Consider the following 26,207-nt stretch of genomic DNA (forward strand, 5'->3'; position numbering starts at 1 on the left):
CATGGCCACCGCCGCCAGAAAAGCGCCTGCCAAATCCAAATCAGACGGCAAGATGCCGGGCCTTTCCACCCCGAAGCCTGTTGAATTCACCAAAGACCAGGAGCTTGCCGCCTACCGGCACATGCTGCTCATCCGCCGCTTCGAGGAAAAGGCCGGCCAGCTTTACGGCATGGGCTTCATCGGCGGTTTCTGCCACCTCTACATCGGCCAGGAAGCGGTCGTTACCGGCATGAAGATGGCGCTGATCGACGGCGACCAGATGATCACCGCCTATCGCGACCATGGTCATATGCTGGCCATGGAGTTGTCACCACGCGGCGTCATGGCCGAACTGACCGGGCGCCGTAGCGGTCTGTCCAGAGGCAAGGGCGGCTCCATGCACATGTTCTCCAAGGAGAAGCATTTTTACGGCGGCCACGGCATCGTTGGCGCGCAAGTGTCGCTCGGCACCGGCATTGCCTTCGCCAACCGCTATCGCGGCAACAACAATGTGACGCTGACCTATTTCGGCGATGGCGCGGCGAACCAGGGCCAGGTCTACGAAAGCTTCAACATGGCCTCGCTGTGGAAGCTTCCGGTGATCTACATCATCGAGAACAACCGCTACGCCATGGGCACCTCGGTCTCGCGCTCGTCGGCCGAGACGGATTTCTCGCACCGCGGCGCGTCCTTCAAGATTCCAGGCATCCAGGTCGACGGCATGGATGTGCGCGCTGTAAAGGCAGCCGGCGACCTCGCCGCCGAATGGTGCCGCGCCGGCAACGGGCCGCTCATTCTCGAAATGCAGACCTATCGTTACCGCGGCCATTCGATGTCGGATCCGGCTAAATACCGCTCCAAGGAAGAAGTGCAGAAAATGCGCTCCGAACGTGACCCGATCGAGCAGGTCAAGGCGCGGCTGCTCGATAAGAAATGGGCAAGCGAGGACGAACTCAAGGCCATCGACAAGGAAGTCCGCGACGTTGTCGCCGACGCCGCAGAATTTGCCCAGAACGACGCGGAGCCGGATCCGTCCGAGCTCTGGACCGACATCGTACTTTAACGAGAGGGCAAGGACATGCCGATCGAAATTCTCATGCCCGCCCTCTCGCCGACCATGGAAGAGGGTAATGTTTCCAAGTGGTTGAAGAAAGAAGGCGACAAGGTCGCGGCGGGTGACGCTATTGCCGAAATCGAGACCGACAAGGCAACGATGGAAGTCGAAGCCGTCGACGACGGCACGCTTGCCAAGATCGTGGTTCCTGCCGGCACCGAGGGTGTCAAGGTCAACACACTGATCGCTGTGCTGGCCGTCGATGGCGAAGACATCGACGAGGCAGGCGAAGGCATTGGCGAGGAGGCTGTCGAGTCGCAAGCGGCAGCGCCCGCGGCTGCTCCGCCCCCCGTTGCTGCTCCGGCCAAGAGCGAAGCGGCAGCACCTGTTGCCGCCGCACCCAGGCTGGAAATTGCCGCCGATCCGGACATCCCGGCCGGCACCGAAATGGTCTCGACCACGGTGCGTGAAGCGTTGCGCGACGCAATGGCTGAGGAAATGCGCCGCGACGGCGACGTCTTCGTCATGGGCGAGGAAGTCGCCGAGTACCAGGGCGCCTACAAGATCACACAAGGCCTGTTGCAGGAATTCGGTCCGCGGCGCGTAGTCGACACGCCGATCACCGAGCACGGCTTTGCCGGCGTTGGTGTTGGCGCGGCGATGGCCGGCCTGAAGCCGATCGTCGAATTCATGACCTTCAACTTCGCCATGCAGGCGATCGACCAGATCATCAATTCAGCCGCCAAGACGCTCTACATGTCCGGCGGCCAGATGGGCGCCCCGATCGTCTTTCGCGGCCCGAACGGCGCGGCTGCCCGCGTCGCCGCGCAGCATTCGCAATGCTATGCCGCCTGGTACAGCCATGTTCCCGGGTTGAAGGTGGTGATGCCCTATACCGCCGCCGACGCCAAGGGTCTGCTCAAGGCGGCGATCCGTGACCCGAACCCGGTCATCTTCCTCGAGAACGAAATCCTTTACGGCCACTCCTTCGACGTGCCGAAGATCGACGATTTCGTGCTGCCGATCGGCAAGGCGCGCATTCACAAATCCGGCAAGGACGTGACCATCGTCTCGTTCGGCATCGGGATGACCTACGCGATCAAGGCCGAGGCGGAGTTGCGCGGCATGGGCATCGATGCCGAGATAATCGACTTGCGCACCATCCGCCCGCTCGACTTCGACACGATCATCGCCTCGGTCAAAAAGACCAATCGCCTCGTGGTGGTCGAGGAAGGCTTTCCGCAGAACTCGGTCGGCGACCATATCGCCAATCAGGTCTCGCAGCGCGCCTTCGATTTCCTCGATGCACCGGTCATTTCAATTGCCGGCAAGGACGTGCCGATGCCCTATGCGGCGAACCTCGAAAAGCTGGCGCTGCCCAACGTCGGCGAGGTCGTCGAGGCGGTCAAAGCCGTCACGTATCGCTGAGCAGGGCGGGAGGACAAAATGCCGATCAACATCACCATGCCGGCGCTGTCGCCCACAATGGAAGAGGGCAACCTTTCCAAGTGGCTGGTCAAGGAAGGCGACAAGGTCTCGCCGGGCGACGTGATTGCCGAGATCGAGACGGACAAGGCAACGATGGAAGTCGAAGCCGTCGACGAAGGCACGGTTGCCAAGCTGGTGGTTCCGGCCGGCACTGAAGGCGTCAAGGTCAATGCGCTGATCGCGGTATTGGCGGCTGAGGGGGAGGATGCGGCGGCCGCCGCGAAAAGCGGTGACGGCGCTGCGCCGGCAAAGGCTGAGGCTCCGAAAGCCGACGCCGCCAAAGCGGAAACACCAAAGCCCGAAGTGCCGAAGCAGGAGCCTGCCGCACCTGCACCTAAGGCGGAAGCGGTGCCGGTCGCCAACGGCCACGCAAGCGGTGAGCGCATTTTCGCCTCGCCGCTGGCCCGGCGCATTGCCAGGGAAGCCGGCGTCGATGTCGCGGCGCTGACAGGCTCCGGCCCCCGCGGCCGCGTAGTAAAGGCCGATGTCGATGCCGCAATTTCCAGTGGCGGCGCCAAGGCGGCACCAGCAGCAAAAGCGGCGCCCGCCGGCGCTCCGGCACCTGCGGCCGCAGCACCCAAGGCGATGTCGGACGAGCAGGTGCTCAAACTGTTTGCCGAAGGCTCCTACGAGCTGGTCCCCCACGACAATATGCGCAAGACCATTGCGCGGCGGCTGGTCGAGGCCAAGACCACCATCCCGCATTTCTATCTGACGCTCGACTGCGAGCTCGACGCACTTCTGGCCCTGCGCACGCAGATCAATGCGGCCGCCCCGGTGAAGAAGACCGAGAAGGGCGAAACGCCGGCCTACAAGCTTTCCGTCAACGACATGGTCATCAAGGCTCTGGCCATGGCGCTGATGGCGGTGCCGGATGCCAATGCGTCGTGGACAGAAAACGCGATGGTCAAGCACAAGCATGCCGATGTCGGCGTTGCCGTGTCGATCCCCGGCGGCCTGATCACGCCCATCATCCGGCGTGCCGATGAAAAGACGCTGTCCGTCATCTCCAACGAGATGAAGGATCTTGCCGGCCGCGCCCGCAGCCGCAAGCTGAAGCCGGAAGAATATCAGGGCGGCACCACGGCGGTGTCCAATCTCGGCATGTTCGGCATCAAGGATTTTTCTGCCGTCATCAACCCGCCGCATGCGACGATCCTGGCGGTCGGCGCCGGCGAGCAACGCGCGGTGGTCAAGAACGGCGAGATCAAGATCGCCACGATCATGTCGGTGACGTTGTCGACCGATCACCGCGCCGTCGACGGTGCGCTCGGCGCCGAGCTGCTCGTCGCCTTCAAACGCATGGTCGAAAACCCGATGGGCATGCTGGTTTAAGAGAGGGGAACAGGGCGGTGCGGAAATTCTTCACCAGCCTTTTTGCCTTCTTTCTTTCCGGTTTGGCGGGCGGATTGGTGGCGCAGTGGCTCGCCGTCGCCACCAATGCCGACGTAGAGTACATCCTTGTATTCATGATCTCGGCTCTCGTCACCGTCCTCGTGACGGTCGCGTTCTTCATCGCACAATTCATGTCGGACCCACGACGGGCAACAAAGCTGACGGCGACCATAGGGGTAGCGTTTTTTGTGCTCGTTGGAGTTGCCCTGATCGGCTGGACTTTCTCCCAGCCCCCAGGCAAGAGCCAGTGGTCGGGCGATCTTCCCGTAGTCGCAGGTCTCGTCCTGCCAGGCATCGCTACGGTGCTGGTCCAGTGGCTTTTCGTGCGCTGGCGATTGGCGCGCTCGCAACCGGGTTTCGGCGGGGCAGGCACATGAAGACGGTCCTCTGCTACGGCGATTCGCTTACCTGGGGCTATGACGCGGCAAACCTCGGCCGGCATCCGCTGGAAGATCGCTGGCCGAGCGTGCTGCAGGCGGCATTGGGCAGCGGCGTCGAGGTCATCGCCGAAGGCCTGAATGGCCGAACCACCGCCTTTGACGATCACTTGGCCGGAGCGGACCGCAATGGCGCAAGGCTGTTGCCAACCATCCTGACGACGCACGCACCGATCGACTTGATCGTCATCATGCTCGGCGCCAACGATATGAAGCCGTGGATTCATGGTAATCCGGTCGCGGCCAAGCAAGGCATGCAACGCCTGATCGATATCGTGCGCGGTCACGATTACCCGTTCGATTGGCCGGCGCCGCAGATCCTGATCGTCGCGCCGCCCGTAGTCAGCCGCACGGAAAACGCCGAGTTCAAGGAAATGTTCGCCGGCGGCGATGACGCGTCAAAGCGGCTGGCGCCGCAATATTCCGCCCTTGCCGACGAGGCCGGCTGCGGCTTCTTCGATGCCGGCACGGTAGCCAAAACCACGCCGCTCGACGGCGTCCACCTGGACGCAGAAAACACGCGGAACGTCGGGCAAGCGCTGGCGCCGCTCGTGCGCCTCATGTTGGAATTGTGAAGGAGAAAGCCGTGGCTGAGAACTACGACGTCATCATCATCGGCTCCGGCCCCGGCGGCTATGTCACTGCAGTGCGTTCGGCCCAGCTTGGCTTCAAGACGGCGATCGTCGAGCGCGAGCACTTGGGCGGCATCTGCCTCAACTGGGGCTGCATTCCGACCAAAGCGCTTCTGCGCTCCGCCGAGATCATGCACTATTCGGATCATCTGAAGGACTACGGCCTGAAGATCGATGGCAAGGTCAGCGTCGACACAGCCGCCGTCGTCGATCGCTCGCGAAAGGTCTCGCTGCGGCTCAACGGCGGCGTCGGCTTCCTGATGAAAAAGAACAAGGTTGACGTCATCTGGGGCGAAGCCAAGCTGACCAAACCTGGCGAGATCGTCGTGTCGAAATCGTCGAAGAAGCCGATGGAGCCGCAGCCGCCGGCGCCCAAGGGCGTCAAGGGCGAGGGCACCTACAGCGCCAAGCACATCATTCTGGCGACCGGAGCGAGGCCGCGCGCATTGCCCGGCATCGAGCCGGACGGCAAGTTGATCTGGACCTATTTCGAGGCCATGGTGCCGAAAGAGATGCCGAAATCGCTGCTGGTGATGGGCTCGGGCGCCATCGGCATCGAGTTCGCCTCGTTCTACCGCACCATGGGCGCCGAGGTGACGGTGGTCGAACTGCTGCCGGCTGTGATGCCGGTCGAGGACGCCGAGGTCTCGAAATTCGCGCAGAAGCAGTTCGAGAAGCAGGGCATGAAGATCATTCTAGAAGCCAAGGTGACCAAGGTCGAGCAGGGCACTAACTCGGTCACGGCGCATGTCGAGATGAAGGACGGCAAGGTCGAGAAGATCACCGCCGATCGTATGATCTCGGCCGTCGGCGTACAGGGTAACATCGAAAACCTCGGCCTCGAGACGCTCGGCGTGAAGACGGACCGCGGTTGCGTCGTCGTCGACGGCTACGGCAAGACAAATGTGCCGGGCGTCTACGCCATCGGCGACGTTGCCGGACCGCCGATGCTCGCCCACAAGGCCGAGCATGAGGGCGTGGTCTGTGTGGAAAAGATCGCCAATTTCCCCGGCGTGCATGCCATCGACAAGCTGAAGATCCCGGGCTGCACCTATTGCAATCCGCAAGTCGCCTCGGTCGGACTGACGGAAGCCAAAGCGAAAGCCGATGGCAAGGACATCCGCGTCGGCCGCTTCCAGTTCGCCGCAAACGGCAAGGCGATTGCGCTGGGCGAAGACCAAGGCTTCGTCAAGACCATTTTCGACAAGAAGACCGGCCAGTTGCTGGGTGCCCACATGGTCGGCGCAGAAGTAACCGAACTGATCCAGGGCTTCGTCGTGGCGATGAATCTGGAGACCACCGAGGAAGAGCTGATGCACACGATCTTCCCGCACCCGACGCTGTCGGAGATGATGAAGGAGAGTGTACTCGACGCCTATGGCCGCGCACTGAATGCATGATAAATTAGTTGGGCGAGTCTCACACGGAAGACACAGAGGAACTCGACGGCAGAGCAATTCGTTTCGCAGGCATCATCCATCATACAAGGAGAGGGCATATGGAAATGAACGGCGTGGGCTGGGTTGCAGCCATCATCATCGGCGGCCTGGCGGGATGGCTCGCCGAGATGGTCATGAAGAGCAATACCGGCATCCTCATGAACATCGTTCTCGGCATTGTCGGCGCAATAGTGTTGAATGCCATCTTGCAGGCCCTGAACATCGGCATCTTCGGCGTCGGCTGGATAGCCTATCTGATCACCGGCTTCATCGGTGCCTGCATTCTGATTGCGGTCGGACGACTGGTGCGCCGCTAACCTCTGTCGGCACTTGCTATGCGAAAAAGGCCACCGCGGCATGCGTGATCGCGGCCTTTTTCTTTTCTCCGAAAAGTCCTAGATGACGTGGGTAGAGCGAGCGCTGGACAAGCGCTTGCCAATGAGCCGGGTTTCACATGGTCACCGTCCTCGACACGATTGCCAATGCGCCGCGCCTGCGGCATCCCGAAAAGGCGCACAAGCCGGACCAGGACGTACTGCGCAAGCCTGACTGGATCCGCGTCAAGGCGCCGATGTCGAAAGGCTATGCCGAGACGCGCGAAATCGTGAAGTCTCACAAACTGGTGACGGTTTGCGAAGAGGCGGGCTGCCCCAATATCGGCGAGTGCTGGGAGAAGAAGCACGCCACCTTCATGATCATGGGCGAGATCTGCACGCGGGCCTGCGCCTTTTGCAATGTCGCCACCGGCATCCCGACCGCACTCGATCCCGACGAGCCGGCGCGTGTCGCGCATGCGGTCAAGCAGATGGGCTTGAGCCATGTCGTCATCACTTCCGTCGATCGCGACGATCTCGCCGACGGCGGGGCCCAGCATTTTGCCGATGTCATCCGCGCGATCAGGGCAGCGACCCCATCGACTACGATCGAAATCCTGACGCCCGACTTCCTGCGCAAGGACGGTGCGCTGGAGATCGTCGTGGCGGCCAAGCCGGACGTTTTCAACCATAATCTCGAGACCGTTCCGTCGAACTATCTGACTGTTCGGCCGGGTGCGCGCTATTTCCACTCGATCAGGCTCTTGCAGCGGGTCAAAGAACTCGACCCCTCGATCTTCACCAAGTCCGGCATCATGGTCGGCCTTGGCGAGGAGCGGAACGAAATCCTGCAGCTGATGGACGATTTGCGTTCGGCCAATGTCGACTTCATGACCATCGGCCAATATCTGCAGCCGTCGAAGAAGCACCATCCGGTGATCCGCTTCGTCACGCCGGAGGAATTCAAGTCCTTTGAGACGATCGGCAGAACCAAGGGCTTCCTGCTGGTAGCGTCGAGCCCGCTGACGCGCTCGTCGCACCATGCCGGGGACGACTTTGCCAGGTTGCGCGCGGCGCGCGAAGCGTTTCTCAAAAAGTCCGCCTAACACTGGTTTTATGCCACAATTCGAAGCCCATCGCCGCGTTGCGCATACGCCGGAGCAGATGTTCGCTCTGGTCGCCGATGTCGAATCCTATCCGCAATTCCTGCCGCTTTGCGAGGCACTGACGGTTCGCTCACGCAAGGAACGCGACGGGCGCACCTTGCTCATCGCCGACATGAGCATCGGCTACAAGGCGATCCGCGAGACCTTTACCACGCAGGTGCTGCTGAAGCCGGACGAGAACGCCATAGATGTCAAATACATCGACGGCCCTTTCAAATATCTGAGCAATGTCTGGCGCTTCGACCCGGCGGACGGCGCTGGTTGCAACGTCTGCTTCTTTATCGACTACGAGTTCAAGAGCCGCATTTTGGGTGCGTTGATGGGAACCATGTTCGACCGCGCCTTCCGCATGTTCTCCGAGGCGTTCGAGAAACGGGCCGAAATCATCTACGGCGCGCCATCGACGGCCTGATCCGCAGCGAGCGCGCGCAGACCCAGTTCAAGCGCATGACGGACCGTCTCCCTGCGGATGTAATCGCGGCCCTTGTCGGCGAACAGCTGGCATTCGCTGACTACCGGCCGGCCAGCCACGGCAACGCCGAACCAGACCAGGCCGACAGGTTTTTCCGCCGAGCCGCCGTCCGGACCGGCGATGCCGGTCACCGCCAGGGCGAGCCCGGCCGGCGAATGCGCCAAGGCTCCGGCCGCCATCTCCACCGCAGTCTCGCGCGAGACCGCGCCGTGCGCCTCGAGCGTAGCGGCCGAGACGCCGAGCATCTCGGTCTTGGCCTGGTTGGAATAGGTGATGAAGCCGCGATCGACCACCGCGGAAGAGCCGGCGATGTCGGTCAGCGCGGCGATGATCATGCCGCCGGTGCAGCTCTCCGCCGTCGCCAGCATCATGCCGCGCTGCTGGCAGGCCTTAAGCAGGGCATCTGCGAGACCGCTATTGCTCATTCAGGGACATCCCCTGGAAACACAACGCTGGCAGTCGCGATGGCCGCTATGCCTTCCTCACGGCCGACGAAGCCGAGCTTCTCATTGGTTGTCGCCTTGATCGAGATGCGATCGCGCGAAATTCGCAGCATTGCCGAAAGCGCTTCGGTCATGGCCTCGCGATGCGGGCCGACGCGCGGCGCCTCGCAGATCAGGGTGATATCGGCGTTGGCGATGCGTCCGCCGCGCGCGCGCACCAGCTTCACCGCGTGTTCGACGAAGATGCGTGAAGCGGCCCCTTTCCACTGCGGGTCGGAGGGCGGGAAATGCGTGCCGATGTCACCGGCGCCGCAGGTGGCGAGCAGGGCGTCGGTCAAGGCGTGGAGACCGACATCGGCATCCGAATGGCCGGACAACTTCCTATCGTGTGGAATGGCGACGCCGCACAGGGTGACATGGTCGCCGGGCACGAACGCATGGACGTCATAGCCATTGCCGGTTCGGATGTCGGGAAAACGCGGGGCGCTGGAAAGCCGCTGATCCGCCATTGCAATATCCCGTGCCCAGGTCAGTTTGACGTTGTCCGGCGAGCCGGGAACGATCTTCACCGGAATATGCGCCCATTCGGCGATTGCCGCATCGTCGGTGAAATCCGCTTTGCCCAGATGATGAGCCTTTTCGTGCGCAGCCAGGATCGGCCAGAACGGAAAGCCTTGCGGTGTCTGTGCGGCATGAAGCCCGGCCCTGGACACGGTTTCGCCGATCATGCCTTCGGCCGTTTCGCGCTTGAGCGTATCGGCAACCGGCAAGGCAGGCAGTGCCCCCTGGCGCTCGCCAATGGCGGCGATCGTGCGGTCTATCAGTTCCGCATCGACAAACGGCCGGGCCGCATCATGGATCAAGACCCGGCCCGGCGCATTGCTTCTCAACGCCAGCAGTCCAAGGCGGACGGACTCCTGCCGTGACGTACCGCCGGTCACCGCGACGACACGGTCGGCGTTCGCACCGGCCGCACGGCGGAAAAGCGCGCCGTCGTCGGCATGGATAGCAACGACGACAGGTCCAATCTTCGGATGCGTCAGAAAGGCGCCGAGCGTGCGTGCGATAACGGCGCCGCCGCCGATTTGCTGGTACTGCTTCGGCCCCTTGGCCTGTCCGGCGCGCGCGCCGCGGCCGGCAGCAACGATGACCACGGCGACCTTGTCGTCCGCAGCTTGCTTTTCGCTCGCATCTCTCATGCCGAGACGCTTAACGCATGATCCCGAAAAGTGGTATCGCTTTTGGAAGACCCAGGATTGATGCGGTGCGGCGATCCCTATTTTTCCCAAATGCGCCTTAATGTCACGACATTGCGCGTTGCACATTGCCGCCGTTCTGGCTAGAGAATGTGCAGCAACCGAAGGTGCTTGGTTTTTGTGCATGCCTGATGTGACCAAATTGGCTTCGCCGCTGGATGTGGGTGGCGTGAGAATCCGCAATCGCGTATTTCTCGCGCCCATGTCGGGCATCACCGACGAACCGTTCCGGCAACGCGCCCATGCGCATGGCGCCGGGCTGGTCGTATCGGAAATGGTGGCGAGCGGCGAGCTTGCAAAGGGCAGGGCTGGTTCCGGCCTGCGCATCCGTCATTCCGGGCTGCCTGTCCACATGGTCCAGCTTGCCGGCCGTGAGGCGGCGCACATGGCCGAGGGCGCGCGAATCGCAGCCGGCGAAGGCGCCGACATCGTCGACATCAACATGGGCTGTCCGGCCAAAAAGGTGACGGGCGGCTATGCCGGTTCGGCACTGATGCGAGATCTCGACCACGCGCTGTCGCTGATCGAAGCGGTAGTCGGCGCGGTCGACGTGCCGGTCACGGTCAAAACGCGGCTCGGCTGGGACGAAGGCGCGCTCAACGCGCCGATGCTGGCGCGACGCGCCGAGCAGGCCGGGGTGATGATGGTGACGGTGCATGGCCGCACACGTTGCCAGTTCTATCAGGGCACGGCCGACTGGCGTGCCATCGCACGCGTCAAGCAGGCCGTCTCGATCCCTGTGGTTGCCAATGGCGATGTCGGCTCGCCGGCAGAGGCTGCGTCGATCCTTGACCAATCCGGCGCCGACGCGGTGATGATCGGCCGTGCGCACTATGGCGCGCCGTGGACCGCCGGCAGCATTGTAGCGGCCGCGCTGGCCGAGCCAGTATCCGGCATGCCGGAAAGCCCGCAAGCGCTGACCGATTACGTCATTGCCCATTACGAAGACATGCTGACGCTCTATGGCGTGGAAAGCGGATTGCGCCAGGCGCGCAAGCATCTCGGCTGGTATCTCGACCGCCACGCCGCCACAAGCGACGACCGGCGCAAGGCCATACTCACGTCTTTCGAGCCTGGGCGCGTCATTTCCTTGCTGCGCGACGTATTTTCAAGCGCTCCCGAAGCAGCGAACCTGCGGAGTGCGGCATGAACGCCACCGTCACACAGAGCACGGATATGGCGGACGCCGCGCATATTGTGCTCAACACCATTCGTCGGCCGGTGATCATGGTCGATCCGCAAGGCTTCATCACCTTCGCCAATGCCGATGCCGAGGATTTTTTCCGTTCGAGCGCCACGATGCTCGCACGCAACACGTTGCACAAGCTCATTCCTTTCGGCAGTCCGCTGTTGACGCTTGTCGACCAGGTGCGCGAGCGCCGGGCGCCAGTCAACGAATACCGGGTGGACGTGTCGTCGCCGCGGCTCGGCATCGAGAAGGTGGTCGATCTCTACGTCGCGCCTGTGACGGAATTTCCAGGCTCCGTCGTGGTAATGTTCCAGGAACGCTCAATGGCCGACAAGATCGACCGGCAGATGACGCATCGCGGTGCGGCGCGCTCGGTCACCGGCCTTGCCGCGATGCTTGCCCATGAGATCAAGAACCCGCTATCCGGCATTCGTGGTGCCGCGCAGCTGCTTGAACTGTCGGCGTCCGACGAGGATCGCGCACTGACCAGGCTGATCACCGACGAGACCGACCGCATTGTCTCGCTGGTCGACCGCATGGAGGTGTTTTCGGACGAGCGGCCGATCGACCGCTACCCTGTCAACATCCATGTCGTGCTCGACCATGTCAAGGCAATCGCCAAGAACGGTTTTGCCAAGAGGATCAAGATATTAGAGGATTATGATCCATCATTGCCTCCGGTCTTTGCCAATCGCGACCAGCTCATCCAGGTGTTTCTCAATCTGGTAAAAAATGCCGCCGAGGCGATCGGCAGCGATCCGCAGGGCGAGATCATGCTGTCGACCGCCTTCCGTCCGGGCATCCGTGTTTCCGTACCCGGGACTCAGGACCGCGTATCGCTGCCGTTGGAATTCTGCGTGCGCGACAACGGTTCGGGTGTTTCCGAGGATATCCTGCCGATCCTGTTCGATCCCTTCATCACCACCAAGCCGAACGGCTCCGGTCTCGGTCTGGCGCTGGTCGCAAAGATCGTCGGCGAGCATGGCGGCATCATTGAATGCGAATCGACGCCGCGCGGGACCACCTTCCGCATCCTGATGCCGGCGTGGAAAGAAACCCAGTTTGGCACCGACGACGACGGTGAAGGAGACCGCAAATGACCGTTCGCGGCAATATTCTCGTCGCTGACGACGATGCGGCCATCCGCACGGTCCTCAACCAGGCGCTTTCGCGCGTCGGCCACGACGTGCGCGTCACCTCCAATGCCTCGACGCTGTGGCGCTGGGTGGCGGCGGGCGAGGGCGATCTGGTCATCACCGACGTTGTCATGCCTGACGAGAACGCCTTCGACATGCTGCCGCGCATCAAGAAGGCGCGACCGGAACTGCCGGTCATCGTCATGAGTGCGCAGAACACGTTCATGACAGCAATTCGTGCCTCCGAAACCGGGGCCTACGAGTATCTGCCGAAACCGTTCGACCTGACCGAGTTGCTCAACATCGTCAACCGCGCTCTTTCCGAGCCGCGGCGGCCGAAGATCGATACGCGGGCCGACGAGCCGCCTGAAACGATGCCGCTGGTCGGCCGCTCGGCGGCCATGCAGGACATCTACCGCATGCTGGCGCGCATGATGCAGACCGACCTGACGGTGATGATCTCGGGCGAATCGGGTACCGGCAAGGAACTGGTGGCGCGCGCGCTGCATGAATATGGCCGTCGTCGTGGTGGCCCCTTCGTCGCCATCAACATGGCGGCGATCCCACGCGACCTGATCGAATCGGAACTATTCGGGCACGAGAAGGGCGCCTTTACTGGCGCACAGAACCGCTCCACTGGCCGTTTCGAGCAGGCCGAAGGCGGCACGCTCTTCCTCGACGAGATCGGCGACATGCCGATGGAAGCGCAGACGCGGCTGCTGCGTGTGCTGCAGCAGGGCGAATACACCACGGTCGGCGGCCGCACGCCGATCAAGACCGACGTGCGCATCGTGGCTGCCACCAACAAGGACCTGCGCACGCTGATCAATCAGGGGCTTTTCCGCGAGGACCTGTTCTACCGCTTGAACGTTGTGCCGCTCAGGCTGCCGGCGCTGCGCGAGCGCTCGGAGGACATTCCGGACCTCGTCCGCCACTTCTTCAAGCTCGGCGTCAGTGAAGGCTTGCAGACCAAGCGCATTTCCACCGGCGGCATCGAGCTGATGAAGCGCTACCCATGGCCCGGTAATGTGCGCGAACTCGAAAATCTCATCCGCAGGCTGGCCGCACTGTATTCGCAGGACGAGATCTCCGCGGAGATCATCGAGGCGGAGTTGAAGACCGGCGAAAGGCCTGTCGTTCCAGGTGGCGGCAACCTCATTCCCGACGACCTTTCCATCGGCCAGGCGGTGGAGCATTTCCTGCAACGCTATTTTGCCTCGTTTGCCGGCGACTTGCCCCCGGCCGGGCTCTATCAGCGAATCCTCTCCGAGGTCGAATATCCGCTGGTCCTCGCCTCGATGACCGCAACGCGCGGTAACCAGATCAAGGCTGCGGAATTGCTGGGGCTCAACCGCAACACGCTGCGCAAGAAGATTCGCGAACTCGGCGTCAACGTCTACAAGTCGTCCAGGCAGGTCTAGACGAATCCCTTTAAGAGCGCTTTCCAGGGGATCGATTGCCGAAAGATTTCCGTCTCGGCCACACTTGTTGCATAATCGCCACAATGCGTTGCATACATCCGACGCAATCACTGGCTCTAGACGGCGACATGGCCCTGCACGCACCGACACTGAGCAAATCGCTTTTCAGCAATACCGGCGCGCGAGACGGTCGCCGGCTGCTTGCGCTGCCGGGCGTGATCGCCGTTGCCGGTGCGCTGGTGACGGCGGCGATCTCCTTCGCCATTCTGGTCGGCGCGACGCCGATCACGCCCGACGCGAGGACGACGCTGGCGCTGATTGCGCTTAATGCGGCGTTCGTCCTGTTTCTGATCTTGCTGGTCGGCCGCGAGGTGCATCGCATCCTGATGGCACGCCGGCACGGCAAGGCTGCGTCGCGCCTGCATGTGCGCATTGTGGCGATGTTTGCGCTGGTCGCCGCCATCCCCGCGATCATGGTGGCGATCATCGCGTCGATCACGCTCGACATCGGCCTCGACCGCTGGTTCGAGATCCGCACCAAGACGATCGTCAATTCGTCGTTGTCGATCGCCGACGCCTATGTGCAGGAAAACGCGCGAAATCTTCAGGGCACGACGTTGTCGATGGCTTACGACCTCGACGCTTCGCGCACGCTCTACGGTCTCGATCGCACCGGGTTCCTCGATCTCATGAACAAGGAGGCGGTGGGACGCTCGCTGGCGCACGCAGCACTCATCAAGCCCGATGGTTCCTTCGTTATGAGCGCCAAGACCGACGCGGACTTTGCCATGCCGGAGCCGCCTGAGGGCGCCGTGGCAAGCGCTGCCGACGGCAAGCCGGTGCTGATAGAGCCGCGCACCCGCAACATCATGGGTGCGATCGTCAAGCTGCGTGAGATCGACGGGCTCTATCTCTACACCATCCGCCTCGTCGATCCCGAGGTGATCAAGGCACGGCAGATCGTCAAATCCAACACCGCCGAATATCGCGGTCTCGAAGACAATCGCCGCACCTCGCAAGTGGCTTTCGCGCTTCCCTATCTGTCGCTGACGCTGATCATCATCCTGTCTGCCATCTGGACCGGCATTGCGGTGGCCGACCGCCTGGTGCGGCCGATTCGTCAGCTCATCGGCGCGGCCGATGAGGTCGCCACCGGCAATCTCGACGTAGCCGTGCCTGTCCGCCCCTCCGACGGTGACGTCGCCTCGCTCGGCGACACCTTCAACAAGATGCTGATGGAGCTGAAATCGCAGCGCAACGAGATCCTGTCGGCCAAGGATTTGATCGACGAGCGGCGGCGCTTTTCGGAGGCGGTGCTTGCCGGCGTCACCGCCGGGGTCATCGGCGTCGATCCATATGGCATCGTCACCATCGTCAACCGTTCGGCCGAAACGATGCTGGCCATATCCGCCACGGCAGCGCTAGGGCAGAACCTTTCCGCCGTGCTGCCGCATGTCGGCCGCGTCTTCGAGATCGGCCGCAAATCGGGCAAGCCGGTCTATCGCGAACAGGTCACCTTCTATCGTGCCGGCACCGAACGGACCTTCAACGTGCAGATCACGATTGAAGCCGGCGACGACGGTTCGGAGGATAAATCCTACGTCGTGACAGTCGACGACATTACCGATTTGGTCCAGGCACAGCGTTCCTCTGCATGGGCCGACGTGGCGCGGCGCATAGCCCACGAGATCAAGAACCCGCTGACGCCGATCCAGCTTTCGGCCGAGCGCATCAAGCGCCGTTACGGCAAGGTCATCACCGAGGACCGTGAGGTTTTCGATCAATGCACCGACACCATCATCCGGCAAGTGGAGGACATCGGCCGCATGGTCGACGAGTTCTCGGCGTTCGCCCGCATGCCGAAACCGGAAATGAAGGCCATCGATCTGCGCGATTCGTTGCGCGAAGCCTCGTTCCTGGTCGAAGTGAGCCGGGCCGACATCACCTTCGAGCGCGTCTTCGGCAATGAGCCGCTCAAAGGCACGTTCGACAGCCGGCTGATGGCGCAGGCTTTCGGCAACGTCATCAAGAATGCTGCCGAAGCCATCGACGGACTTGATGCAGAGGATCGTCCGCACGGCATAATCCGGATTCAAGCCGGGCGTCAGAATGGCGCGATTCGAATCGACGTCATCGACAACGGCAGGGGCTTGCCGCGCGAGAACCGGCAGCGCTTGCTCGAGCCTTACATGACGACACGCGAGAAAGGCACCGGGCTTGGCCTCGCTATCGTCAAGAAGATCGTGGAGGACCATGGCGGGCGACTCGAATTGCACGATGCACCAGCGGACTTCCACGATGGGCGGGGTGCAATGATCAGCATCATCCTGCCGGTTGCCGCCACCGTTCCGGTACGCGGCGAGGGCAAGACGGAACACGAAAAAGAAACTGAAAAGGTCGGTAATGGCGTCTGATATTCTCATCGTCGATGACGAGGAAGACATCCGCGAACTCGTCGCCGGTATCCTGAGCGACGAAGGTCACGAAACACGCACGGCGTTTGATGCCGACAGCGCGCTGGCGGCGGTCGCCGACCGGGCACCCAGGCTGATCTTCCTCGACATCTGGCTGCAGGGCTCGCGGCTCGATGGCCTCGCCTTGCTGGACGAGATCAAGACGATGCACCCGAACCTGCCGGTGGTGATGATCTCGGGCCACGGCAACATCGAAACGGCAGTCTCGGCCATCCGCCGCGGCGCCTATGATTTCATCGAAAAGCCATTCAAGGCCGACAGGCTGATCCTCATTGCCGAACGGGCGCTCGAAACCTCCAAATTGAGACGCGAGGTTTCGGATCTCAAGCTGCGCAGCGGCGAGACTTTCGACCTCATCGGCATGTCGTCGGCAATGAGCCAATTGCGCCAGACCATCGAGCGCGTCGCGCCGACCAACAGCCGCGTCATGATTATCGGCCCCTCCGGCTCGGGCAAGGAACTGGCCGCGCGCGCCATCCACGCACTGTCGGCGCGCAAGAGTGCACCGTTTGTGACGCTGAGCGCCGCCAACATCACGCCTGAGCGTATGGAGATCGAGTTGTTCGGCACCGAATCGAACGGCGTCGAACGCAAGGTCGGCGCGCTGGAGGAAGCCCATCGCGGCATTCTCTACATCGATGAAGTGGCCGACATGCCGCGCGAGACGCAAAACAAGATCCTGCGCGTGCTGGTCGAACAGCAGTTCGAGCGGGTAGGGGGCACCAAGCGGGTCAAGGTCGACGTGCGCATCGTCTCGTCGACCTCGCAGAACCTGGAAGCCATGATCGCCGACGGCCGTTTCCGTGAGGACCTTTATCATCGCCTGGCCGTGGTTCCGGTCATGGTGCCGGGACTGGCCGAGCGTCGCGAGGACATTCCTTATCTGGTCGACAATTTCATGAAGCAGATCGCTCGCCAGGCCGGCATCAAGCCGCGCCGCATCGGCGACGACGCGCTGGCGGTGCTGCAGGCGCATAACTGGCCGGGCAACGTTCGCCAGTTGCGCAACAATGTCGAGCGGCTGATGATCCTGGCGCGCGGCGACGATGTCGATGCGCCGATCACCGCCGATCTCCTGCCTGCCGAGATCGGCGACGTCATGCCGCGCACTCCAAACAAATCCGATCAGCACATAATGGCGCTGCCGCTGCGGGAAGCGCGCGAACAATTCGAGAAGGACTATCTGATCGCCCAGATCAACCGTTTTGGCGGCAATATCTCGAAGACGGCAGAGTTTATCGGCATGGAACGCTCTGCATTGCACCGCAAGCTGAAGTCGCTGGGCGTCTGACAGCCAAACCAGTCGTGGCCCACGCAATTATCGGTTACGGCGATGTTGGAATCGCATAAGAAAGCTGGACTTCTCTCAGGGATTAGCCATGCCGCGCATTGCGTATGTGAACGGGCGCTACGTCGCTCACGCCGAAGCTTCCGTGCATATCGAGGACCGTGGCTATCAATTCGCCGACGGCGTCTACGAGGTCTGCGAGGTGGCACGAGGCTTCATCGTCGACATGCCGCGCCATCTCGCCCGATTGAACCGCTCGCTCACCGAACTCTCGATCGATTGGCCGGTCACGCGCAGCGTGCTGCCGCTCGTCATGCGCGAGGTGGTGCGCCGCAACCGTGTCGTCGACGGCCTGGTCTATGTCCAGGTGACACGCGGTGTCGCCAGCCGCGAGTTTTTCTTCCCGCCGGCGGGCACGAAGCCGTCGCTGGTGGTGACCGCCAGAAAAGCCGATCCTGCAGCTGCCGCGAAGCGGGCCGAGAGCGGGATCCGGATCATCACGGTGCCGGAGAACCGGTGGGATCGGGTCGATATCAAGTCGGTCGGCCTGTTGCCGAACGTGCTGGCCAAGCAGAAAGCCAAGGAAGCCGGCGCTCAGGAGGCCTGGTTCGTCGATGTCGACGGCACCGTCAAGGAAGGTGGATCGTCGAACGCCTGGATCATCACCGGGGACGGCGTGCTGGTGACGCGGCCGGCCGAGCACGGCATCCTGCGCGGCATCACCCGTACGACGCTGTTCGACGTGGCCGCCAAGCTCGGCCTGAAGATCGAGGAGCGCGGTTTTTCGGTGGCCGAAGCCAAGGCCGCGCGCGAGGTTTTCATCAGCTCCGCGACCACGATTGCCATGCCGGTGGTGGCGATCGATGGCGCTCCCGTCGCCAACGGCCACCCGGGCTCGATAACAGTTTCATTACGGCAGGCCTTTTTTGACGTTGCGGAAAAAAGTCCAGCCTGATAACCGCACAGATGGAATGAACATCAATATATCTCGTTCTGCTTGTCGTTACTGACGGCAAGATGGTGTTTGCGTGCTTGACATGTGCCGGCTAATTTGGCGCATTGGCCTGCAAACCGAAGGGGATCGGCGAAAGACAAGAACAATGGCGGAACGATCGCAAAATCTTCAGGACCTGTTCCTGAATTCAGTTCGCAAGAGCAAAAATCCACTCACCATCTTTCTCATCAACGGCGTGAAGCTGACCGGCGTGGTCACTTCGTTCGACAATTTCTGCGTTCTGCTGCGTCGCGACGGCCATTCCCAGCTTGTCTACAAGCACGCTATTTCCACGATCATGCCGAGCCAGCCGGTTCAGATGTTCGATGGTGAGGAAAGCCAGGGCGCCTGATTGGCACGTGAGAAAGACGCGGACCGCCGCGTTCGCGGAAAACCAGCACATCAGACCGGGACAGAGGCCAACGGCCCGACCCGGGCGGTGGTAATCGTGCCGGTGCTTACCCGGCAGCCGCGTGGCGACGACGACACCAACCGCCCCCGCCTGACCCGTTCCGCCGAGGCTCGTCGCGACGAGGCCGTCGGCCTCGCCAGCGCCATCGACCTCGACCTGGTCCACACGGCGGTGGTGACCGTCAACGATCCACGCCCGGCGACCTTGCTCGGCAGCGGCAAGGTGGCGGAGTTCGCTGAGATCGTCAAAGAGGGCCACGCGGAAGTGGTCATTGTCGATCATCCGCTGACCCCGGTACAGCAGCGCAACCTCGAAAAAGAGTTGAACGCCAAGGTGCTCGACCGCACCGGGCTGATCCTGGAGATTTTCGGCGAGCGCGCCCGCACCAAGGAAGGCACGCTGCAGGTCGATCTTGCCCATCTCAACTACCAGAAAGGCCGCCTTGTGCGGAGCTGGACCCACCTCGAGCGCCAGCGTGGCGGCGCCGGCTTTCTCGGCGGCCCTGGCGAGACCCAGATCGAGTCGGATCGGCGTGTGCTGCAGGACAAGATCACCAAGCTGAAGCACGAGCTCGAAACTGTGCGCCGCACCCGCGACCTGCACCGCGCCAAGCGCAAGAAGGTGCCATTTCCGGTAGTGGCAATCGTCGGCTACACCAATGCCGGCAAGTCGACTCTGTTCAACCGGCTGACCGGAGCAGGGGTGCTGGCCGAAGACATGCTGTTTGCCACGCTCGACCCGACGCTGCGCCGCGTGCGTCTGCCGCACGGCACGCCGATCATCCTTTCCGATACGGTCGGCTTCATTTCCGACCTGCCAACGCATCTGGTCGCGGCCTTCAGGGCGACGCTGGAGGAAGTGGTCGAGGCAGACCTCGTCATTCATCTGCGCGACATCTCCGATCCCGATACGGTCGCGCAGGCCGAAGATGTCGAGCGCATCCTTGCCGATCTCGGCGTCGATGCCCGCGATAGCAAGCGCGTCATCGAAGTATGGAACAAGATCGACCGGCTCGACGAGGGCAACCGGGCGCGGCTGCTTGCCGATGGTGCTGACGGCAAGAAGGCACCGCCGATCGCCATATCGGCGGTAACCAGCGAGGGCATCGATGCGCTGAAGGCGATCATCGAGACGATGATGTCGGGCGAACTGGAGACCTTCACCGTCACACTCAAGGCCGACCAACTCGGCGTCGTCGACTGGCTTTACCGCAACGGCGACATCATCTCGCGCGACGACAATGAGGATGGCAGCGTAACCGTCGCGCTTAAAGCTACACACAGCGCTCGGCAGGAGATCGAAAGCCGATTGCGCCGTCAAAACAACGGGTAGAGGCGGTTACTTCGCGCTTTTTGCCTGCTGCCAGAGCGCTTCCATCTCGTCCAGTGTCGCCTCTTCCAGGCTGTTTCCCGACGCTTGCAGCGTCCGCTCGACATAGTGGAAGCGCGACCGGAATTTTTCGTTGGTGCCGCTGAGTGCCGCTTCGGAATCAATTTTGAGGTGCCGGCCGAGATTGACGACCGCAAACAGCATGTCGCCGAACTCGTCCTTGATCGGCGCAGTGTCGCCTTTGGCCAGCGCCTCGCGTAGTTCGCCGATCTCCTCCTCGATCTTGTCGAGGATCGGCGCCGCCTCGCTCCAGTCGAAGCCGACGCGGGCGGCCTTTTCCTGCAGCTTGAGCGCCCGGGTCAGCGCGGGCAGGGCGACCGGCACGCTGTCGAGAAAGCCCTTGCCATGGTCTTCCGGGTCGAGCCCACGGGCGAGGCGCGCACTGCGCTTCTCCGCCTTTTCCTCTGCCTTGATCTTTTCCCACATGCCCTTGGCCATGCCGGCGCTGCGCGCCTTGTCGTCGCCGAAGACATGGGGGTGGCGGCGGATCATTTTTGTGGTGATGGCCAGGACCACATCGCCGAATGAAAATTCGCCGGCCTCCTCGGCCATTTGCGCGTGGTAGACCACTTGCAGCAGGAGATCGCCGAGTTCATCCCGCAGATCGTCCAGATCGCCACGCGCAATGGCGTCCGCCACTTCGTAGGCTTCCTCGATCGTGTACGGCGCGATTGTCGAAAAGTCCTGCTCGATATCCCACGGGCAGCCGGTTTCCGGCGCCCGCAGCGCTGCCATGATCTCGATCAGTCGGGAAATGTCTTTCGAGGGTTTCATCTGGGAAACGCTATCCTGTACACGGCTGTGCGGCCAACGGCTTCAGCCGGTGAGGGCGCCTTGTCCACAGACGGGCCGCCAGACCATGATACGAAAGTGGAAGCCGGTTTCCGGAAGATCCTAGTTAGCAAAAGCATCAGTCGAGCACGGAGACTATCGCCTTGGCGAGCGCATCCATGCCGTCCTCGGGCAGGCCGGCAACGTTGATGCGGCTGTCGCCGACCATATAGATGGCATGCTCGGCGCGCAGCCGCTCGACTTGCGCTTCCGACAGGCCAAGCCGGGAAAACATGCCGCGATGGCTGGCGACGAAATCGAAACGGTCGGAGTTGGACTGCCGCCGCAGCGCCTCGGCGAACTGGACGCGCAGCCGCAGCATGCGCAGCCGCATCTCTTCAAGCTCTGCCTCCCAGTCGGAACGCAATGCGGGGTCTTCAAGCACGATCCGCACCGCCGCCGCGCCGTGGTCCGGCGGCATCGAATACATGGCGCGCGCCGCCGACAGCATCTGGCCCATCGCCAAATCCGCCTGCGCGCCACCTTTCGCCATGATCAGCGCTGCACCGACTCGGTCGCGATAGACGGCAAAGTTCTTCGAGCAGCTGGAGGCAACGACCATTTCCGGAACTTTTGCCGCCAGAAGACGCAAGCCGGCGGCATCCGCATCAAGTCCCTCGCCAAAGCCCTGATAGGCGATGTCGACAAAGGGCAGCAGGCCGCGCTCAACGACAAGATCGGCAATGGCAGCCCATTGCGAGATGTCTAGATTGGCGCCTGTCGGGTTATGGCAGCAGCCATGCAACAATACGACGTCGCCAGGATTCGCGGTTCTCAATGCATTCAGCATGTCGTCGAAGCGAACCGCACCAGAAGCAGCGTCGAAATAGGGATATTCGCGTGTCTGCAGGCCAGCGGCGCGCATCACCGGCATGTGGTTCGGCCAGGTCGGATCCGACAGCCAGACCATCGCGTCGGTGCGGGTCCTTTTCAGCAGCTCTGCTACCAGCCGCAGCGCGCCGGAGCCGCCTGGCGCCTGCGCCGCACGAATGCGCGTCATGTCGGCGGCTGGGCCGAACACCAACCTGGCCATCGCCGCGTTGAAGGCGGTATCGCCGGCAAGGCCGAGATAGGTCTTGGTATCCTGGCCCTGCAGCAGCCGCTTTTCGGCTTCGCGCACCGCGCGCATCACCGGCGTCTTGCCGTCGCGATCCTTATAGACGCCGACCCCAAGATCGACCTTGTCGGGACGCGGGTCGGCGCGATAGAGGCCGATCAAGGCCAGGATCTTGTCGGCAGGCGCGGGCTGGAGATTTTCGAACATCGATAAGGTTCCGTTGGCGGCGGAGTGATACGCAAACCGGCCGTGCTTTGCCAGCAGTTTCATATGCGCCAACTCGGCGCCGGTTTGCCTCGAAGGCGGCCGATACTATCTGGCGGGCGACAGCGGGCCCGATATCTCCCAGGACGAGAACGCGGCGAGCCGTAAGAAAATTTCGGGGAGAGCGGGATTAACATCCCGACCTGCTCCGTAAACAGGACATGAAACGGCCGATGCCACGCTTCGATATTCTGGGACAGCTCGGTTCGCTGCGCCGCTATGCACGCTCGCTGACGCGCGACAGCGCCGATGCAGAGGATCTGGTGCATGATGCGCTGGTGCGTGCCTATGAGCGACGCGGCAGCTTCCGCTCCGGCGGAAATCTTCGCGTATGGCTGCTGTCGATCGTCCATAATGCATTCATCGACGGTCTGCGGTCCCGCAAATCCGAAGCAATGCGCATCGAACAGGCCGGCTATCTCGCCGAGGCGAATGTCCCGGCGCCGCAGGAACATTCGGTCCGTCTGGCGCAGGTGCGCGAAGCGTTTTTCGAATTGCCGGAGGAGCAGCGTTCGGCGTTGCATCTCGTCGCCATCGAGGGGCTTAGCTACAGCCAGGCCGCTGAGGTGAGTGGCGTGCCGCTTGGCACGCTGATGTCGCGCATCGGCAGGGCGCGTGCGGCCCTGCGCGAGATGGAGGACGCGGTGCCGGCACGCGCGAAAGGCCATCTGAAGATCGTCGGAGGTGGATCATGAACCAACTGCGCGATCCCGTCACCGACACTGATCTCGACGCCTATGTCGACGATCAGCTGGACGTGGCTCGTCGCATCGAGGTCGAGGCGTTCCTTTCGGCCCGCCCGGACGCGGCCGCGCGGGTGATGTCCGACTTACGGATGCGTGACGAATTGCGCGTGGCGCTTGCCGGATCGAAAGGCATGGCGCGGCCCGCGACGGCCGATGCTGCACGGCGGCTGGAGCGGGGATTGGCGCGCGGCCGCGTCCTTGGTGCTTTGCAGCGAGCTGCGGCAGTCGCTGTCTTCGTCGCTGCCGGCTGGCTTGCGAACGGGCTCATCGGACCGATATCGGTGACGGAAGTCGTCGCTTCGACCCATCCGCCGGCCTATGTGGAGGACGCGGTCCGGGCGCACCGCACGACGCTCGTGCGTGAGGCGATGTCGTCGCAACCCGAAGCACCCGGCTACAATGCCGACGAAATCCGCGCCGCGACGGCGATCGTGATGCCATCGCTGCCAGCGGACTGGACGGTCCGTGACGTGCAGATCTATCCATCGCAATTCGGACCGAGCATCGAGATGGCTGTCGAGACGAAAGAGATGGGGCTGGTCTCGTTGTTCGCGATCAGGCCCGGAACATTCGACGTCGTCAAGCCGACCGTCGTTCCCTCGGGCGAAGTTTCCTCGGCTTATTTCCAGATCGGCGAGGTCGCCTACGCGGTCGTCGGACGCAGCGATGTCGGCGGTCTCGATCGCACGGCCGAAGCGCTCGCCAAAACGCTTTACTGATCGACCTGCAAGAAGGAGAACCACATGAACAATCTCGGATATATCGGGGCCGGAGCCCGAGCCGGGGCCGTCTACGATGAAGGCCTGCGCCGGCACATGCTGCGCGTCTATAACTATATGGGCCTTGGCCTCGTCGTTACGGGCGTGATCGCGTTCGTGGTGGCTTCCACGCCCGCCCTTTACGTGCCGATCTTCTCCACACCGCTGAAATGGGTGGTGATGCTAGCCCCGCTGGCCTTTGTGCTCTTGTTCTCGTTTCGGATGCAGGGGATGTCGGCAGCCGGCGCCCAGGCGATGTTCTGGGCATTCTGCGCGGTCATGGGCCTGTCGCTGGCTTCCGTGTTCCTGGTCTTTACCGGCACCAGCATCGCACGCACCTTCTTCATCGCCGCCACCATGTTCGGCGCGACCAGCCTTTACGGGTACACGACCAAACGCGACCTGACGCAGTTTTCGTCGTTCCTGATCATGGGCCTGATAGGCGTGGTGATCGCCAGCATCGTCAATATCTTCCTGGGCTCGACCGCGCTCCAATTCGCGATCTCTGTGATCGGCATCGCCGTCTTCATCGGCCTCACCGCCTGGGATACCCAGACGATCAAGGAGCAGTACGCGGAAAACTTCGGCGCGGAATCACAGCAGAAACTCGCTGTCTTCGGTGCATTCTCGCTCTATCTGAACTTCATCAACATCTTCCAACTGCTGTTGAACTTCACCGGCGAGCGCGAATAGCCGGCGTTGAACCAAGACCGGAGTTGGACATCATGGACAGAAATGATCAGCAAGCGATCGGACAGCTCTTCGAGAAGTTGGCAAGCGCCGAGCGCCAGGCGCCGCCGCGCGATGCCGAAGCAGAGCGCTTCATCCAGGACCAGATCACCCAGCAGCCTGGGGCGCCATATTACATGGCCCAGACGATCGTGGTGCAGGAGCAGGCCCTGAACGCAGCTCAGGCGCGCATAGAAGAACTGGAGGAGCAGGCGCGGCAGCCGGCCGGCGGTGGACCGCTCAGCGGCTTCTTCGGCCGCAGCGACGGCAGGCGCTTAGGCTCGGTTCCGCGGGTAGGGCGCACCGCCTCCGTTGCAACTGAAGCGCCGCAGGACAGGCCACAGCGGGCAGGCGGCGGTTTTCTTGCCGGCGCCGCGCAGACCGCGATGGGCGTGGCGGGCGGCGTGCTGCTCGGCAACGCGATCGCCGGCGTGTTTGGCGGCAGCGAAGCGAAGGCAGCTGAACAGCCGTCGCCGCAGCCGGACGAAGCCGATCAGGCAGGCGATTCCAGCTCCGATAATGGCGGTGACTTCGGTGATATGGAGTTCTGACGAGCGACCCAGTCTGCCTGTGCTGGCGCTGGTGACGATTGCGGGTCAGCATAGGCGAGGTGGCGAGGGCAACATCCGGGAAGCGAGCCCTCGCCGGCGGCTAATAGCCCAGGCGCTTCAGTTCAGCCTTGACCGCCGCGATCGTCTTGAAGCGGAAGTGCTTCGTTGTGCCGTCGCGCCAATGACAGTCGCATGTGGCGTCGAACTTCCGGCTCGCTTTCAATTGAGTCAGCGCCTTCTGGCCTGGCTTGGGGTCATCGAAGATGCGAACTTCGTAGAGCGTCCCTTCGACATCGTAGTGCATCTGAGCCCAGGAAAGTACCACGATCAGTTCCTTTGCCGGATCGTGGTCGGCGTTGGCGAGGCCCAGCGCTATGTCCGGTGTGTCGCCCTCTTGTTCACCGAGCGTGACCTGGATTGCACGATACCTGTTGTCAGCTAGCCGTTGCAGCGCGACGAGCGGGCGTTCTGGATAGTCCTCAGCGGTCTGGTAATCGACAAAGAGTGTCTGGAGACCGTTCCAGGTCACGGCTGTGGTGTGCGGATCAGCATTGTCGGCGAACCCGACAACACGTTTGGCGAAAGCCAGGTCGTTCTCGCCTGGCTCACGATCAAAGTCCTGCGCTCGCGCGCCAGTGAGCGCGCAGGCGAGGGTGAGGGCAAGACTTGCAAGCAGCGGGAGTGTGTTCATGATTCCCAACCCTAGCATGCCCGTTGCCCCACAGCGCTGTTGCGAATGTCTAACAGTGACCGGCCTGATCTCGCCGCCAACGGATGCTATAGGCGTAGTCGCATAAGGCGTAGTCGCATAAGATAGATTATGGAACTGGCATGGCCGAGAAGCTAGCACCTCGCGAGATCCAACTCGGGAACCCAGGCCGTAAAAACTTAGT

26 protein-coding genes are annotated in these 26,207 nt (G+C 62.4%); 21 read left to right on the forward strand and 5 right to left on the reverse strand.

What is annotated here, in order from left to right:
• The first annotated feature begins 1 nt into the window (after position 1).
• The 9 genes from pdhA (at position 2) to NKH99_RS11420 (ending at position 8,316) form a co-directional block, all read left to right on the forward strand.
• The gene (gene pdhA / locus NKH99_RS11380; protein WP_502900026.1) at positions 2-1,042 is read left to right on the forward strand and encodes a pyruvate dehydrogenase (acetyl-transferring) E1 component subunit alpha; all 1,041 of its coding nucleotides are present in this window, start codon (positions 2-4) and stop codon (positions 1,040-1,042) included.
• Between the two features lie 15 nt (positions 1,043-1,057).
• Entirely contained in the window at positions 1,058-2,461 is a 1,404-nt protein-coding gene (locus NKH99_RS11385; protein WP_353014071.1) for a pyruvate dehydrogenase complex E1 component subunit beta, read from the forward strand.
• 18 nt (positions 2,462-2,479) lie between these two features.
• Complete coding sequence (locus tag NKH99_RS11390; RefSeq protein ID WP_353014073.1) at positions 2,480-3,856, forward strand: pyruvate dehydrogenase complex dihydrolipoamide acetyltransferase; 1,377 nt, start codon at positions 2,480-2,482, stop codon at positions 3,854-3,856.
• Positions 3,857-3,873: 17 nt separating this feature from the next.
• Positions 3,874-4,293, forward strand: coding sequence for a hypothetical protein (locus tag NKH99_RS11395; RefSeq protein WP_352705511.1), 420 nt, complete (start codon positions 3,874-3,876; stop codon positions 4,291-4,293).
• Positions 4,290-4,928 carry an SGNH/GDSL hydrolase family protein gene (locus NKH99_RS11400; protein ID WP_023675083.1) on the forward strand — a complete coding sequence of 213 codons (639 nt, stop codon included), beginning with the start codon at positions 4,290-4,292 and terminating at the stop codon, positions 4,926-4,928. The genes NKH99_RS11395 and NKH99_RS11400 overlap by 4 nt, the downstream gene beginning before the upstream one ends.
• A gap of 11 nt (positions 4,929-4,939) precedes the next feature.
• Positions 4,940-6,385, forward strand: coding sequence for a dihydrolipoyl dehydrogenase (gene lpdA / locus NKH99_RS11405; RefSeq protein WP_352471838.1), 1,446 nt, complete (start codon positions 4,940-4,942; stop codon positions 6,383-6,385).
• A gap of 98 nt (positions 6,386-6,483) precedes the next feature.
• Positions 6,484-6,741 (forward strand): GlsB/YeaQ/YmgE family stress response membrane protein, encoded by a 258-nt coding sequence (locus NKH99_RS11410; protein WP_023675081.1) that lies wholly within the window; start codon positions 6,484-6,486, stop codon positions 6,739-6,741.
• Between the two features lie 137 nt (positions 6,742-6,878).
• Complete coding sequence (gene lipA / locus NKH99_RS11415; RefSeq protein WP_352448938.1) at positions 6,879-7,844, forward strand: lipoyl synthase; 966 nt, start codon at positions 6,879-6,881, stop codon at positions 7,842-7,844.
• A 10-nt stretch (positions 7,845-7,854) separates the two neighbouring features.
• Entirely contained in the window at positions 7,855-8,316 is a 462-nt protein-coding gene (locus NKH99_RS11420; RefSeq protein WP_352471840.1) for a type II toxin-antitoxin system RatA family toxin, read from the forward strand.
• On the opposite strand, the gene NKH99_RS11425 is transcribed toward NKH99_RS11420, so the two are convergent.
• Both NKH99_RS11425 and NKH99_RS11430 read right to left on the reverse strand, forming a co-directional pair.
• On the reverse strand, positions 8,292-8,801 hold the full coding sequence (locus NKH99_RS11425; protein ID WP_352833569.1) for a CinA family protein: 510 nt from the start codon (positions 8,799-8,801) through the stop codon (positions 8,292-8,294). The two genes, NKH99_RS11420 and NKH99_RS11425, sit on opposite strands and share 25 nt — an antisense overlap.
• Entirely contained in the window at positions 8,798-10,018 is a 1,221-nt protein-coding gene (locus tag NKH99_RS11430; RefSeq protein ID WP_352502929.1) for a bifunctional 2-C-methyl-D-erythritol 4-phosphate cytidylyltransferase/2-C-methyl-D-erythritol 2,4-cyclodiphosphate synthase, read from the reverse strand. The genes NKH99_RS11425 and NKH99_RS11430 overlap by 4 nt, the downstream gene beginning before the upstream one ends.
• Before the next feature lie 181 nt (positions 10,019-10,199).
• Here NKH99_RS11430 and dusB point away from each other — a divergent pair, with 181 nt between their 5' ends.
• The 8 genes from dusB (at position 10,200) to hflX (ending at position 20,321) form a co-directional block, all read left to right on the forward strand.
• Positions 10,200-11,225 (forward strand): tRNA dihydrouridine synthase DusB, encoded by a 1,026-nt coding sequence (dusB, locus tag NKH99_RS11435; protein WP_353014076.1) that lies wholly within the window; start codon positions 10,200-10,202, stop codon positions 11,223-11,225.
• The gene (locus NKH99_RS11440; protein ID WP_023675075.1) at positions 11,222-12,364 is read left to right on the forward strand and encodes a two-component system sensor histidine kinase NtrB; all 1,143 of its coding nucleotides are present in this window, start codon (positions 11,222-11,224) and stop codon (positions 12,362-12,364) included. Before dusB ends, NKH99_RS11440 begins: the two co-directional genes overlap by 4 nt.
• Positions 12,361-13,821, forward strand: coding sequence for a nitrogen regulation protein NR(I) (gene ntrC, locus NKH99_RS11445; protein WP_254817199.1), 1,461 nt, complete (start codon positions 12,361-12,363; stop codon positions 13,819-13,821). The genes NKH99_RS11440 and ntrC overlap by 4 nt, the downstream gene beginning before the upstream one ends.
• Before the next feature lie 128 nt (positions 13,822-13,949).
• Positions 13,950-16,235: a sensor histidine kinase NtrY-like gene (locus NKH99_RS11450; protein ID WP_352502927.1), complete on the forward strand. Its 2,286-nt coding sequence runs from the start codon at positions 13,950-13,952 to the stop codon at positions 16,233-16,235.
• Positions 16,225-17,586, forward strand: a complete 1,362-nt coding sequence (ntrX, locus tag NKH99_RS11455) for a nitrogen assimilation response regulator NtrX (RefSeq protein ID WP_352471845.1) — start codon at positions 16,225-16,227, stop codon at positions 17,584-17,586. The genes NKH99_RS11450 and ntrX overlap by 11 nt, the downstream gene beginning before the upstream one ends.
• An 88-nt stretch (positions 17,587-17,674) precedes the next feature.
• A complete protein-coding gene (locus NKH99_RS11460) occupies positions 17,675-18,538 on the forward strand; it encodes a D-amino-acid transaminase (protein ID WP_352502926.1) in 864 nt (287 codons plus the stop codon).
• Positions 18,539-18,683: 145 nt separating this feature from the next.
• Entirely contained in the window at positions 18,684-18,929 is a 246-nt protein-coding gene (gene hfq / locus NKH99_RS11465; protein WP_006202172.1) for an RNA chaperone Hfq, read from the forward strand.
• A complete protein-coding gene (gene hflX, locus NKH99_RS11470) occupies positions 18,930-20,321 on the forward strand; it encodes a GTPase HflX (protein WP_353014079.1) in 1,392 nt (463 codons plus the stop codon).
• 6 nt (positions 20,322-20,327) lie between these two features.
• Here the strand turns inward: hflX and mazG are convergent, their stop codons facing one another.
• Together mazG and NKH99_RS11480 are read right to left on the reverse strand one after the other, a co-directional pair.
• Positions 20,328-21,152 carry a nucleoside triphosphate pyrophosphohydrolase gene (gene mazG, locus NKH99_RS11475; RefSeq protein ID WP_352471848.1) on the reverse strand — a complete coding sequence of 275 codons (825 nt, stop codon included), beginning with the start codon at positions 21,150-21,152 and terminating at the stop codon, positions 20,328-20,330.
• Positions 21,153-21,288: 136 nt separating this feature from the next.
• Positions 21,289-22,473: an amino acid aminotransferase gene (locus NKH99_RS11480; RefSeq protein ID WP_352928686.1), complete on the reverse strand. Its 1,185-nt coding sequence runs from the start codon at positions 22,471-22,473 to the stop codon at positions 21,289-21,291.
• A 218-nt stretch (positions 22,474-22,691) separates the two neighbouring features.
• Between NKH99_RS11480 and NKH99_RS11485 the strand changes: the two genes are divergently transcribed.
• From NKH99_RS11485 to NKH99_RS11500, 4 genes are read left to right on the forward strand one after another with little or no spacing between them, the layout of a single operon-like run.
• A complete protein-coding gene (locus NKH99_RS11485) occupies positions 22,692-23,225 on the forward strand; it encodes a sigma-70 family RNA polymerase sigma factor (protein ID WP_502896504.1) in 534 nt (177 codons plus the stop codon).
• Positions 23,222-23,995 (forward strand): anti-sigma factor family protein, encoded by a 774-nt coding sequence (locus tag NKH99_RS11490; RefSeq protein ID WP_353014082.1) that lies wholly within the window; start codon positions 23,222-23,224, stop codon positions 23,993-23,995. Before NKH99_RS11485 ends, NKH99_RS11490 begins: the two co-directional genes overlap by 4 nt.
• A gap of 24 nt (positions 23,996-24,019) precedes the next feature.
• Positions 24,020-24,727, forward strand: coding sequence for a Bax inhibitor-1/YccA family protein (locus tag NKH99_RS11495; protein ID WP_353014084.1), 708 nt, complete (start codon positions 24,020-24,022; stop codon positions 24,725-24,727).
• 32 nt (positions 24,728-24,759) lie between these two features.
• On the forward strand, positions 24,760-25,314 hold the full coding sequence (locus NKH99_RS11500) for a DUF2076 domain-containing protein (protein ID WP_353014086.1): 555 nt from the start codon (positions 24,760-24,762) through the stop codon (positions 25,312-25,314).
• Between the two features lie 100 nt (positions 25,315-25,414).
• On the opposite strand, the gene NKH99_RS11505 is transcribed toward NKH99_RS11500, so the two are convergent.
• Positions 25,415-26,005 (reverse strand): hypothetical protein, encoded by a 591-nt coding sequence (locus NKH99_RS11505; RefSeq protein WP_353014088.1) that lies wholly within the window; start codon positions 26,003-26,005, stop codon positions 25,415-25,417.
• Positions 26,006-26,207 lie beyond the last annotated feature (202 nt).

It is taken from the genome of Mesorhizobium sp. M0854, from assembly GCF_040319815.1.
Lineage (GTDB): Bacteria > Pseudomonadota > Alphaproteobacteria > Rhizobiales > Rhizobiaceae > Mesorhizobium.